At 75.2% G+C, this 14,413-nt stretch carries 1 pseudogene; it reads right to left on the bottom strand.

The window, feature by feature from the left end:
• Positions 1–42: 42 nt before the first annotated feature.
• Positions 43–14,340: pseudogene (locus ACIQOU_RS04290) on the bottom strand (SDR family NAD(P)-dependent oxidoreductase); the annotation flags it as partial.
• Positions 14,341–14,413: the final 73 nt, after the last annotated feature.

Here is a 14,413-nt window from a genome sequence, read left to right as displayed (position 1 = left end):
GGCCTCCCCGCCGCTCACCCCTCGGTGCTCAGCCCTCGGTGCTCAGCGCCAGGAGCGGAACTCCCTCAGCTGGTCCGGGGTGGTCACCGTCTCCAGGTGGTCGGTGTCCGCCTCGCCGCCGCCGAGGGCCGCGAGGAGGCGGCGGACCGGGATGTTGCGTTCGGTGCGCCGTGCGGTGAACCGGACCTTGGCGCAGTCCAGTTGCTCGGCGCGCTCGGCGAGCCAGGCCAACAGGCGTTCCTCCACGCCTCGGCCGAGGGCACGGCAGCTCATCGTCCAGGCGAGGACGTCGAGTTGACCGGCGTCGGCGCGGACGGCGAGCAGGCCGATCTGGCCGTAGTCGCCGTACCGGTCGCGCGCGGTGGCCGTCCACACCTCGCCGTGCTCCCGCCAGCGCTCCAGGTCCCGCCCGTCGGCGGAGCGGGCCCGCAGGGTGAACTGGTTGGTGCGGCGCACCAGTTGGGCGGCGCGAGGGGCGTCCTCGTCGGTGACGGGGCGGATCTCCACCGCCAGTTCCAGGCTCGCGAGGAACTCCTCGAACCCGGTCTGGGTGCGGACGGCGTCGCGTGCGCGTTCCTGCTCGTAGAAGCGGGCGCGCAGCCGGTCCTCGGCGGTGGCGGCGGCCGGGACGAGCGGCCACAACCGGTCCAGGAACGCGGTGAGTTCACCGGCGGGCGGGCAGGGCACCGAGTGGACCTGGGGCAGGGCCGCCCGCATCTTGGCGAGTTCGGCCGGGTTGTCGTCCAGGAACAGGAAGCTGTCGACGCCCAGGTTCAGCCGGCGTGCCGCCTCCTGGAGGCGTTCGGGCTTGGGGCCCCAGGCTGCCGACAGGACGCTGAAGTGCTCGGCGTCCAGGAGGCTTTCGGGGCGGTCCAGGACCGCGCGGACGGTCGCCTCGTCGTTGTTGCTGACCAGCATGAGGAGGGCGCCCGCCTCCCGCCACTGGAGCAGACGGCGTGCCAACTGGGCGCGGGCTCCGCCGAGTTCGACCGCTTCCGGGCCGATCTCGCCCGCGATGCCGCCCCACAGGGTCTCGTCGCCGTCGACGGCGATCACCTTCGGCGCCGGCCGCCGCACGGCGTTGACGGTCTCGGCCAGGGTGAGCGCCAGGGCCGCCTGGAACTCGGGGGTGAAGGGCAGGTGGGCCAGTTCCTCGGTGCCGGTGTCGAAGGGGTCCTCGACCTGGTGGTCGCGGGTCCAGTCGGCCGGGCGCAGCACCGCCACCCCGGGGGTGCCGTCGAGCGCGTCGGCCACCTCGGTCTCCCAGCGTGCCAGCCGTGCGTCGGGGCCGGCGGTGGGGGCGATGCCGACGATCAGCGGGGTGCCGGTCCGCCGCGCCAGTTCCCGTACCGCCGACGGGTAGGCGGCGGCCAGTTCGGCGAGGAGCGCGTCGTCGGCCGGGCCGAACCGTTCCAGGTCGGTGGCGCGCAGCAGGATCACGCCGAGGGCGGTGTCCGGGGCGTGCAGGGCGCCGGAGGGGTCCTTGAGGGCGGCGAGGACCTGGTGGTACGGGGCCTCCTCGACGGCGTGGGTGTCGTCGAGGGCCGCCTCGCACAGCACCGGGAGGTCACCGAGGGCGAAGGTCGCGGCGAGGGCGAGGACCGGGCGCCGTCGCTCCCGTTCCGGGCGCACCAGGGCCTCGGGGCGCTGGGCCGCCTCGGCCAGCAGCTCCAGGAACTCCTGGCCGAGGGTGAAGGTCGTCGCGGCGTCGAGGATGTCCGCGTTGTAGTCGAGCCGGACCCGTCCGGCGTCCGGGGTGAGGGTGACCATCAGGTCGAGGTCGCTGTAGCCGGTCCCGGCGGGCAGGACGTCGACGCCACCGGCCGGGGGCGCGCTGCGCACATAGTTGAAGTAGACCTCCACCAAGGGGGCGCCCGCCTGGTAGAGCCCTTGTGCGGCCAGTTCGGCGAGGGTGTCGGAGAACATGGCGCCCTGCTCCAGGACCTTCTCCAGGCGACCGTCGGTGCGGCGCAGCACGTCCTCGACGCGTTCGGCCTCCCGGGCCTCGGCGGGGAAGGGGACGGGGACGCCGAAGAAGCCGAGGGCGCCGGGCGCGTCGACGTGGATGCGGGTGTCGACCGGCACGGCCAGCACGAACCGCTCGCGCTCCCGGCGCCGGGCGAGCAGCACGGTGAAGGTGCCCAGGCAGAACGCGGCCGGGGTGATCGCGAGGGCTCCGGCGCGGGCCGCCACCCGGTCCATCAGCCCGTCGGGCACCGGCAGGGTGAGGCTGCCCGCGCGGTAGGACCGCTGCTCGGGGCGCGGGGCCGCGAGGGTGAGGTCGAGGCGCCGCACGCCGTCGAACGCGGCGGTCCACTCGGCGTCGACGGCCCCTTCGCCGCCGTTCGCGCCCGTTTCCTGGGAGCGCAGCAGCAGGGTGACGTCCCGGTTGGTGATCTCGGCGGGCAGGGGGGTGCCGGAGAGTTCGGCGTCGAGTTCGTCGGTGAGCAGCAGCAGGGACTGGAGGTCGCTGACCGCGTGGTGGGCGCCGAAGACCAGGATCTGGCCGCCGGGTCCGTGGTCGAGGAGTTCGAAGCGCCACAACGACGGTGTGGCCAGGTCGAACGCGGGTTCCAGCAGCGCGCGCAGCCGGTCGGCGGCGTCCGCCTCCGGGTCGGCCGCCTGGACCGACGTCCAGCGCAGCAGCGGGCCGGGCAGTTCGCGGTCCACGCGCAGGGCGCGGTCCTCGGCGACGACGGCGGTGCGCAGGGCGGCGTGCCGGGCGGCGAGCCGGTCGACGATGCCGGTGAGCCGTTCCCGGGTGGTCGGCTCGGGCAGCCGCAGCGCGAGCCCGATGGCGTGGGCCGCGTCGGGCACGCCCTGCTGGGCGGTGCGCAGCAGCCGGACGACGTCCCGGGTGGCCGGGAACACCGCGCTCGGCGGAACCTCGCCCTCCGGTTCGTCCGGTGCGGAACGGGTCCTGGTGGCCCCGTCGGCCAGCGCGGTCCGCAGGTCGGCCGCGAGGCCCCGGATGTCGGCCGCCGCGAACACCACCGAGGTCGGCAGGTCGACCAGGAGGTCACGCCCGAAGGCGTTGCGCAACTGGACGATCATCAGGGAGTCCAGGCCGAGTTCCTTCAGGGAGGTGGTCGGCGCGAGGCCGGTGACGCGGTCGCCGGTGACCTCGGCGACCTTGGTGCGCACATAGGTCTCCACCAGCTCCGCGTCGGGGTCGGGGTCGGCCAGGATCTGGGCGACCAGGTCGGTGGGTGCGCTGTCCGGGGTGGCGACGAGGTCGGCGAGGAGCGGCAGGGCGCGCACGCTCTCCGGGTTCCTGGCGAGGAACGGCCAGTCCAGGGCGGCCGGGGCGAGTTGCCGGGCGCCGCTGGTCAGGGCGCGGTCGAAGAGGGCGCCGCCTTCCTGCGGGGTGAGTCCGAGGAGCGCGCGGCGGCCTCCGGAGGCGGTGCGTCCGGCGGTCGCGGCGGCCATGCCGGCCTCCTCCCAGGCGCCCCAGTCCAGGCTGAGCGCGGGGCGTTCGACGTGGTGGGCCCAGGCGTCGAGGAAGGCGTTGGCCGCCGCGTAGGGGGCCTGTCCCGCCGAGCCGAAGAGTCCGGCGACGGAGGAGAAGAGCACGAAACTCCGTGCGTCCGGGGTGAGTTCGGCCAGCAGCGTGGTCCCGAGCACCTTCGGCGCGAGCACCCGCCGCACCCGTTCCTCGGTGAGATTCGCGAGGGTCGCGTCATCGAGGACACCAGCGGCGTGCACAACGGCGGTGACGGGCGCCCCGAGCCCGGCACGTACCGTGTCCAGCGCTGCCGTGAGAGCTGCGCGGTCGGTGACGTCGGCGCGGGCCATGACGATCTCGACGCCCTGTTCCCGCAGGCCGTCGGCCCAGCGGACGGCGTCCGGGGCGGCGGCGCCACGGCCCAGCAGGGCGAGCTTGCGCGCACCCCGGGCCACCAGCCGTTCGGCGACGACGCGACCGAGGCCGCCGAGGCCGCCGGTGATCAACTGGACGCCGTCGAGCGGGACTTCGGTGCTGTCGGTGACCTGGGCGCGGGCCAGCCTCGGCACCAGACGGCCCGACTCCCGCAGGGCGATGAGGAGTTCGGCGTCGGCGTGGCGGAGCTGGGTCCACAGGGCGTCGGTGCCGCCGGTGGCGGGCAGGTCGACCAGGGTGGCCGTCAGCTCCGGGTGCTCCTGGGCGACGGTGAGCCCGAAACCCCAGGCCAGCGCCTGCGCGGGGTGGGCGACGCCGGTCCCGTCGGCGGCCTGGGAGGCGCGGGTGACCAGGAACAGCCGGGGCGCCTTGCCCTGCCGGGGCCGCTCGGTGAGCGCCCGGACCAGGTGCAGGGTGCTCAGGCAGGTCAGCCGGGTCGCCTGGTCCGCCGTTTCGGCCGAGTCGATCGCGGGTGCGTCCAGGGCCGTCAACTGGACGACGGTCGTGGGGAGTTCACCGGCGAACGCCTCGTCCAGGAGGCGGGACAGATGGGCCGGCTCGGCCGGGTCCAGGGTGTAGCGGCCGGGGGCGTCGGCGGTGAACCCGGTGCCGCTGCGGGCGATCACATACGGCTCGGTGCCCAGGCGCGCGGCGAGATCGTCGCCGACTCCGGTGCCGTCCGCGAGGATCAACCAGGTTCCCCGGCGCGGGGGTTGCTGCGGTGCCGGGCGTGGCTGCCAGCGGACCTCCATGAGGGAGCGGTCCTGGGCGGCGAGGGCGGCGAGTTCGAACCCGTCGATCTCCAGGACCGGTCGGCCGTCCTGGTCGAGCAGCGTGACGTCCAACGTCAGCCGGTCGTCGTCGACGGAACGCACCCGGCAGGTCGTCCAGACGGGCGTGGTGCGGCCGGTGAGGCGCAGGGCGCCGATCGCCGCCGGGACGAACGGGCGCCCCGACGGGACCGCGTCCGGCAGAGCCGCCGCGTGGAAGGCCGCGTCGAGCACGGCCGGGTGGATCAGATGGCCCGCGAGCGGCCGCGCGGTCAGGCGGCCGAGGGCTGCCTCCTCCCCCGACCAGCCTTCGGCCAGGCCTCGGAAGGCGGGGCCGTAGTCGATGCCGGCGGCGGTGAAGTCGGCGTACACGGACGGGACTTCGGTGGCGCACTCGGCACGGAGGGCGGCGAGGGGGGAGTCGGCGGAGAGCGGGGCTGCGGTGCTCAGGGGGGCTTGTGCGAGGTGTCCGGTGGCGTGCGGGGTCCACGGGGTGCCGGGGGTGCGGGAGGCGATGGTGAAGGTGTCCGCGCGGAGCGTCAACTGCACGTCGACGGGGGTCTGTTCGTCCAGTCGGAGGGGCTGGACGAACTGGATGTCCGTGAGGTGGAGGTCGCCCTTGTGGAGGCGGGACGCGGCTTCGAGGGCCATTTCCAGGAAGGCGGCGCCGGGGAGCCAGACCTCGCCCAGGACGCGGTGGTCGGCGAGGTAGGCGTAGCGGGGGTCGCGCAGGTCGACGCGGGTCTGGAAGACATGCCGGCCGGGTTCGTCGCTCTGCTCGATGTGGGTGTCGACGAAGGGGGTCGCGCCCGCCCGGGGCGCCGGGGCCGGTGCCGTCCAATGCCGTTCCCGGGCGAAGGGGTAGGTGGGCAGCGGTGCCGGGCGGCCTGCCGGGAACAGCGCCGACCAGTCGGGGTCGTATCCGGCGGTGTACAACTTGCCTACGCCGGTGAGGAGTTCGCCCTGCTCGCGGCGGAGCGAGCCGACGGTGACGACGCGCACGCCCGCCTCGGCGGCGACCGCTTCGATGGACGCGGCCAGCGAGGGGTGCGGGCTCAGCTCGACGAACCAGCGGTAGCCGTCGTCCAGCATGCGCCGTACGGCGTCGGCGAAGCGCACCGGTTCGGCCAGGTTGGCGTACCAGTAGCCGGGGTCGAGCGCTTCACCGGCGGTGGGTTCGGCGGTCACCGCCGAGTAGAACGGGAGGGTTCCCGGCGTCGCCGCGAGCCCGTCGAGCCCCTTCAGGAAGGTCTCCCGGACGGCTGCCATCAGCGGGGTGTGCGAGGCGAACGGGGTGGACAGCTCCCGGGTGCGGATGTCACGGGCGTCCAACTCGCTGCGCAGCTGCGCCAGTTCGGCCGAGGTGCCCGAAATCGCCGTTGAGCGGGCGCTGTTGACGGCCGCGACGAAGAGGCGGCCCGCGTACGGGGTGAGCAGGTCGGCCACCTCGGCATGGGGCAACTCGACGGCCAGCATGCCGCCTTGGCGTTCCACGGGGACGACCGCGCGGGCCCGTCGGGTGACGACGGTGACGGCCGCGTCGAGGGTGAGCGCACCGGCGGCGTAGGCGGCGGCGATCTCGCCGAGGCTGTGTCCGAGGACCGCGTCGGGGCGGATGCCCAGCTCGCGCCAGGCCGCCGCGAGGGCCGCGTTCAGCGCGAACAGCACCGGCTGGAGGATCTCGGTGCGGTCGAACTCCGCGCCGCTGAGCGCGTCGAGCACCGACCAGCCCGCGATCCGCCGTACGGCCTCGTCGATGCGGGCCAGCTCCTCACGGAACGCGGTCGACTGCTGCGCCAACTCCCGTCCCATGCCGGGCCATTGGCCACCGTGTCCGGGGAACACGAACGCCACCTTGCCGGCCGGGACCTCGCCCGCGCCCGAGGGCAGCGGGGTGTCACCGGACGCCAACGCGTCGAGGGCGGTGCGGAGTTGGTCCCGGTCCTTGGCCACCACGGCGGCCCGGCGGTCGAAGTGGGTGCGGTGCCGGGCCAGCGTGTAGGCCAGCTCCGGGAGCGCGGCGTTCTCGGCGACCGTCCCGGCGAGGCGGGCGGCCTGGGCGCGGACGGCGTCGGGGGTGCGCCCGGAGAGGGTGAACAGGCCCGGGGCCGCCGGGGTTTCGGCGCGGGCGTCGGCCACCGGCGCCGGGGCCTCCTCGATGACCGCGTGGACGTTGGTCCCGCTGATCCCGAACGAGCTGATCCCGGCGCGGCGTACCCGGTCGGCGGCCGGGGTCCAGGGCAGATGGTCCTGGAGGAGTGCGAGGCCGCTGCCCTCCCAGGCGACGTGGCGGCTCGGTTCGGCGGCGTGCAGGGTGCGCGGGAGGGTCTCGTGGCGCAGCGACTGCACGACCTTGATGAGACCGGCGATGCCCGAAGCGGCTTGCGCGTGGCCGATGTTGGACTTCAGGGAGCCGATCCGCAGAGGGCGTCCTTCGGGCCGGGTGGCGCCGAAGACGGCGGCGAGGGCGTTCGCCTCGATGGGGTCGCCGAGCGTGGTGCCGGTGCCGTGCGCCTCGACGGTGTCGATGTCGGCGGGGGTGAGCCCGGACCGGGCGAGGGCGTGCCGGATCACCTCTTCCTGCGCGGGTCCGTTGGGGGCGCTCAGGCCCTGGCTGCGGCCGTCCTGGTTGACGGCGGTGCCCCGGACGACGGCCAGGATCTCGTCGCCGTCGCGCTGGGCGTCGGTCAGCCGCTTCAGGACGACCATCCCGACGCCCTCGGCCCAGATCGCGCCGTCGGCGTCGTCGGAGAAGGAGCGGCAGCGGCCGGTCGCGGAGACGCCGCGCAACCTGCTGAACTCGACGAACATTCGGGGCGTCACCATGAGGGTGACGCCGCCGGTCAGCGCGAGGTCGCACTCGCCCGCGCGCAGCGCCTGTACCGCGAGATGCAGCGCGACCAGCGACGACGAGCACGCCGTGTCGACGGACATGGCGGGGCCGCCCAGGCCGAGCGCGTAGGCGAGGCGTCCGGAGGCGACGCTGACGGCCGAGCCGGTGGTGACATAGCCGTCCATCCGGTCGAGCCCGGACGTGTTGTGGTAGCCGCTGTCGAAGAGGCCCAGGTAGACGCCGGTGGTGCTGCCCGCCAGGTCGGCCGGGACGATGTTCGCCCGCTCCAGCGCCTCCCAGGTGGTCTCCAGGAGCAGCCGTTGCTGCGGGTCCATCGCCGCCGCCTCCTTGGGGGCGATGCCGAAGAACCCGGCGTCGAAGGAGCCGATGTCGCTCAGGAAACCGCCCTCGCGGGCGTACGACGTGCCCGGTGTCTCCGGGTCGGGGTCGTAGAGCGCGTCGACGTCCCAGCGGTCGGCCGGGAAGGGGCCCACCGCGTCCCGGCCGTCCAGGACGAGGCGCCACAGGTCCTCGGGGGTGTGGACGTCGCCGGGGAGACGGCAGGCCATGGAGACGATCGCGATCGGCTCGTCGGTGGCCACCGGTTCGGCGCGGGTCCGCTGGGCGGCCGTCGGTCCGGTCACGCCCAGCACGGACGTCAGCAGATGGGCCGCGAGGCGCCGGGGTGTCGGGTGGTCGAAGAGCAGGGTCGCGGGGAGCTTCGCGCGGACCCGCGCGCTGACGCGGTTGCGCAGTTCGACGGCGAGGAGGGAGTCGAGGCCGTGCTCGCGCAGCGGCCGGTCGGGCTCCACGGCGTCCGGGGAGGTCAGGCCGAGGACGCGGGCGCTCTCGTCGCGGACCAGGGCGAGGACCTCGGCGGCCCGGTCGGCCTCGGGCAGCGCGGCGAGCCGGTCGGCGAGTCCGGTGCCGGTGTCGGCGCCGCTCACCGCCGTCCGGCGGGCCGGGGTGCGCACCAGGGAACGCAGCAGGGCCGGGACCGGGGCGGTGAGCCGCGCGGTGTCGAGCTTGGCCGGAACGACGGCCGCGGTACCGGCGTCGAGCGCCGCGTCGAGCAGGGCGAGCCCCTCGGTGTCGGTCATGGCGAGGGCGCCGCCGCTGGCGAGGCGGGCCCTGTCGGCGGCGCCGAGGTGCCCGGTCATGCCGCTGGTCTGCTCCCACAGGCCCCAGGCGAGGGAGAGGGCCGGGAGTCCGGCGCGGCTGCGGCGCTGGGCGAGGGCGTCCAACGCGGCGTTGGCGGCGGCGTAGTTGGCCTGCCCCGCGGTGCCGATGATCCCGGCGACGGAGGAGAAGAGGACGAAGTGCGTGAGGTCGTGCGCGAGGGTGAGGTCGTGCAGTGCCCGCGCCGCCCGCGACTTGGGGCGCAGCACCTTCTCCAGGCGTTCGGGGGTGAGGTGGGGGACGACGCCGTCGTCGAGGACGCCGGCCGCGTGCACGACCGCCGACAGCCGGTGCTCCGCCACCAGGGCGGCGAGGGCGTCCCGGTCGGCGACGTCACAGGCGGCCACCGTCACGTCGGCGCCCAACTCCTCCAGTTCCGCCTGGAGTTCGGGCATGCCGGTGGCGGCGGAGCCGCGCCTGCCGACGAGCAGCAGACGGCGTGCGCCGTGCCGGGTGACCAGGTGGCGGGCGACCAGGCGGCCCAGGGTGCCGGTGGCGCCGGTGATCAGGACGGTGCCGTCGGGGTCCAGCGGGCGCGGCATGGTCAGGACGACCTTGCCGATGTGCCGGGCCTGGCTGACGTACCGCAGGGCCTCGGGCGCCCGGCGCACGTCCCAGGTCGTGATCGGCAGCAGGGTGTACGCGCCCGCCTCCAGCAGGCCGAGCACCTCGGTGAGCATCTCCCGGGTCCGCCGGGGACCGGCCTCGCGCAGGTCGAAGGCGCGGTAGGAGAGTCCGGGGTGCTGTGCGGCGACCTCGTCGGCGTCGCGGATGTCGGTCTTGCCCATCTCCACGAACCGCCCCCCGTCCCCGAGGAGTCGAAGCGACGCGTCGACGAACTCACCGGCCAGCGAGTCGAGGACGACGTCCACCTTCGGGAACCGCCGCTCGAACTCCAGGTCACGCGAGTTCGCGATGTGCGCGTCGTCCAGGCCGAGTCCACGCAACGTGTCCCACTTGCCGGGGCTCGCCGTCCCGAACACCTCGGCACCGAGATGGCGCGCGATCTGCACGGCCGCCATGCCCACACCACCGGCGGCGGCATGGATCAGCACCTTCTCCCCCGCCTTCAGCCCGGCCAGGTCGACGAGGCCGTAGGAGGCGGTGAGGTAGGCGATCGGGACCGACGCCGCCTCGACGAAGGACCAGCCGTCCGGGACGCGGGCCAGCTGGTGCTGGTCGGTCACCGTCACGGGGCCGTAGCCGTCACCGGCGACCAGTCCCGTCACCCGGTCACCGACGGCGAGCCCGGTGACATCGGCGCCGGTCTCCAGCACGACACCGGCGGCCTCGTAGCCGAGCCCGGCGCCCTTCTCGACCATGCCGAGGGTGATGAGAACGTCCCGGAAGTTGACGCCGGTCGCCCGGACACCGACGCGGACCTCACCGCGGGCGAGGGGGCGCGACGCCGGCTCGTACGCGGCGAACTCCAGCCCCTCCAACGTGCCGCTCCCCGTCGCCGTGAGCCGCCAGGCGGGGGCGGCCGGAGGGACCAGGGCAGGGGCGGAGGGGGTGAGGCGGGGGGCGTACAGGCGGCCTGCACGGTAAGCGAGTTGGGGTTCACCGGAGGCCAACGCGGCTGCTATCGCGGGGGTGTTGGGCGCGAGCTGGGAGGTGCCGGTGGCGCCGGTGGCGGGGGCGTGGCCGTTCTCGCCCCGCCCGGCACCGTCATCCGGGCCGCTCCCGACGTCCACCAGCAGGAACCGGTCCGGCTGTTCGGACTGGGCCGAGCGGATCAGGCCCCAGACGGCGGCGAGTTCGGGGTCGGGGGCCGGGTCGGCGGGGCCGGTGGCGACGGCGCCCCGGGTGACGATCACCAGGCGGGGTGCGTCGGAGCGGACGGCGTCGAGGGCCTCCAACGCCGTGGCGCAGTGCACGACGGTCGCGTCCGGCGCCGTTTCCGGGCCCGTTGACGTTGCCGATGCCGTTGCCGCCGTTGCCTCCCCGGCCGCGACCGCCCCTCCGGCCGGTGTCTCGACCGGCGTCCAGGTCACCTCGTAGAGGTGGTCGACCGGGGTCGCGAGGGTCGCGCCGGTCGACTCGCGGAGGGTGAGGGTGTCGACGGTGAGGACGGGGGCGCCGGTGGTGTCGGCGGCGAGGAGGGTGATCTCGCCGGTTCCGGTGCGGCGCAGGCGGACGCGCAGCCGGGTCGCGCCGGTGGCGTGCAGGTGGACGCCGGACCAGTGGAAGGGCAGGCGCGGGGCGGCACCGGGGAACCAGTCGGCGGCCCGCAGCGCGTGCAGGGCCGCGTCCAGGAGCGCCGGGTGGAGGCCGAACTGCCCTGCGGTGTCGGTGAGTTCACCGGGCAGCTCGACGTCGGCGTACAGGTCGTCGCCGCTGTGGTGGACGGCGCGCAGGCCCTGGAAGTTGGGGCCGTAGCCGTAGCCCGCGTCAGCGAGAGTGGCGTACAGGCCGTCGACGGGGAGCGGCTCGGTGGCCGGGGGCGGCCAGGGGGTGAGGGTGTCGGGGGCGGCGGCCGGGGTGGTGGTGAGGGTGCCGGAGGCGTGCCGGGTCCAGGTGCTGGTGGAGTCGGGGGCCGAGGAGAGGGTGAGGGCGCGGCGGCCGTTGTCGTCGGGGGCCTCGACATGGACCTGGAGGCGCCGGGCCTCGCCCTCGGTGAGCGACAGCGGGGTGTGCAGGGTGAGTTCGTCGACGGCCGGGCAGCCCACCACGTCACCAGCGGTGACGGCGAGTTCGGCGAACGCGGTGCCGGGCAGCAGGACCCGGCCCGAGACCGCGTGGTCGGCGAGCCAGGGGTGGGTGCGCAGCGAGAGGCGGCCGGTCAGCAGCCACTGCCCGGTGTCCGCGACCGGCGCCGCCGCGCTGAGCAGGGGGTGTCCGGTGCCCTGGAGGCCCGCGCCGGTGAGCTGTCCGGGTCCGCCGGAGGAGGCGCGGTCGAGCCAGTGCCGGGTGCGCTGGAAGGCGTACGTCGGCAGGGGGATGCGGCGGCCGCCGGGGTGCGGGGCGGTCCAGTCGACGGGGATGCCCTGGACCCACGCCTCGGCGAGGGCGGTGAGCATCCGGGCCCAACTCCCTTGCTCCCGGCGGAGGGTGGAGGCGACGGCGGCGCCGGACTCCTCGACGGTCTGGGTGACGCCGACGGTGGCCACGGGGTGCGGGCTGACCTCGATGAACGCGTCGTGCCCGGCGCTGAGCGCGGCACGCAGGGCGGCCTCGAAGCGGACCGGGCGGCGCAGGTTGCGGTACCAGTAGGCGCCGTCGGTGGCGGTGACGGTGCGGTCCTCGCCGGTGACGGACGAGTAGAGCGGGATGCGGCCGGGCTCCGGGGCGATGTCGCCGAGGAGGGTGGCGAGTTCGGCCTCGATGCGCTCGACGTGGTGGGAGTGGGAGGCGTAGTCGACGGGGATGCGGCGGGCGTCCGGGCAGGCGGCGAGGAGTTCCTCGACGGCCTCGGTGTCGCCGCTGACGACGGTCAGGGCGGGCCCGTTGACGGCGGCGATCTCGATCCGGCCCGTCCAGGGGGCGAGCAGATCGGCGGTGTCCGCCTCGGACAGCGGCATGGAGACCATGCCGCCCTGTCCGGCCAGCGCGGTGATCGCCCGGGAGCGCAACGCGACGACGCGGGCGGCCTGTTCGAGCGGGAGGAGGCCCGCGATGTGCGCGGCGGCGATCTCGCCCTGGGAGTGGCCGACGACGGCGGTCGGCACGACCCCGGCCGACTCCCACAGCCGGGCCAGCGCGACCATCACGGCGAAGGACACCGGCTGGACCACGTCCACCCGCTCCAGCCAGCCGGCCTCGGGCCCGGCCCGCAGCACCTCGGTCAGCGACCAGTCGACGTGGGGCGCGAGGGCGGCCTCGCAGTCGGCGATCGCCGCCGCGAACACCGGTGCGGTGTCGAGGAGTTCGACCCCCATGCCGGCCCACTGGGCCCCCTGCCCGGGGAACACGAACACGGGCCGCCGCCGCACCACGGGCGCCTGCCCACGGACGACACCGCCGACGACGGCAGCGGCACCGGCACTCGCCTTCGCACGGCCGCCGGAACCAGAACCGGAACCGTCACCGGACCCGGCACCCCCCGTACCGCCCCCCTCCGCGTCCTCCCCCGCCGCGACCGTGTCGGTCAGCGCGCGGGCCGTGGCCGCGTCCGGGGCGATGACCACGGCCCGTTGCTCGAACCCGGCGCGGGCGGCGAGGGAGACGGCGATGTCGGCGGGGTCGGCGTCGGGGACGGCCTCGTTCAGGCGGGCGGCCTGGGCGGCGAGCGCGGCGTCGCCCTTGCCGGACAGCGGCCAGGCGAAGGCGGGGGCGCCAGGCGCGGGGGCGTGGGAGGGGTCGGCGGGCTCCTCCTCGGGGGCCTCCACGATCACATGCGCGTTGGTCCCGCTGACGCCGAAGGACGACACCCCGGCCCGGCGGGGTCGGCCGCTCTCCGGCCAGGGGACCGCCTCGCCGAGGGGGACGACTCCACCGCCGTTCCAGTCGACGTGCGGGGTGGGCTCGTCGAGGTGCAGGGTCGCGGGGAAGAGGCCGTGCCGCATCGCCATGACCATCTTGATGACCCCGGCGACACCGGCGGCGGCCTGCGTGTGGCCGATGTTGGACTTGACCGAGCCGAGCAGCAACGGCCGTTCCGCGGGCCGCCCTTGGCCGTAGGTCGCGATGAGCGCCGAGGCTTCCAGGGGGTCACCGAGGACGGTGCCGGTGCCGTGCGCCTCGACCGCGTCGACGCCGTCGGCGGAGAGCCCGGCGGCGGCGAGGGCCTGCCGGATGACCTTCTCCTGGGCGGGGCCGTTGGGGGCGGTGAGGCCGTTGCTGGTGCCGTCCTGGTTGACGGCGGTGCCGCGGATGACGGCCAGCACCTGATGGCCGTTGCGGCGGGCGTCGCAGAGCCGTTCGACGACGAGCATGCCCGCGCCCTCGCCCCAGCCGGTGCCGTCGGCGCCGGCCGCGAACGACTTGCAGCGGCCGTCGCGGGAGAGTCCGCCCTGGAGGCTGAACTGCACGAACGTCCCCGGCCCCGACATGAAGGTGACACCGCCGGTCAGCGCCAGCGAGCATTCGCCGCGCCGCAGCGCCGCCACCGCGAGGTGCAGCGCGACCAGTGAGGAGGAGCAGGCGGTGTCGACGGAGAGGGCGGGGCCGTGGAAGCCGAAGGTGTAGGAGATCCGCCCGGAGGCGACGCTGACCTGGTTGCCGGTGGCGACGTGGCCGCCCGCCTCACCGGGGTCGTCCATCCGGGGGCCGTACTCGTCGTCCATGACGCCCAGGTAGACGCCGGTGTCGGAGCCGCGCAGCGCGGCCGGGTCGAGGCCCGCGCGCTCCAGCGCCTCCCAGGCGGTCTCCAGGGCGAGCCGCTGCGCCGGGGCCATGCCGAGGACTTCCCGGGGGCTGATCCCGAAGAACGGCCCGTCGAACCGGTCGGCGTCGCGGACGAACGCGCCGCGCTGGACGTAGCTGGTGGCGGGGCCCTCGGGGGCGGCCAGGGCGTCGAGGTCCCAGCCCCGGTCGGTGGGGAAGTCGCCGGTGGCGTCCACGCCGTTCGCGACGAGCCGCCACAGGTCCTCGGGGGAGGCGACGTCGCCGGGGTAGCGGCAGGCCATGCCGACGATGGCGATGGGTTCGTCGGCGCGTTCCTGGAGGGCCGTCAGCTCGCGGCGGGTGCGGGCGAGGTCGGTCGTCGCGCGCTTGAGGTAGTCGCGCAGCGTGTCTTCGGTGACTGCCATGGGGTTTCGTCCCGGTTCTTCTCGTCGGGGGCGCACGGGCCGGCGGTGCGGCGCCGGCCCG

Origin of the sequence: Streptomyces sp. NPDC091279 (genome assembly GCF_044757465.1) — a bacterium.
Classification (GTDB): Bacteria; Actinomycetota; Actinomycetes; order Streptomycetales; family Streptomycetaceae; genus Streptomyces.
The sequence above is the reverse complement of the archived record's forward strand: the minus strand, read 5'-3'. Positions and strand labels throughout refer to the sequence as shown.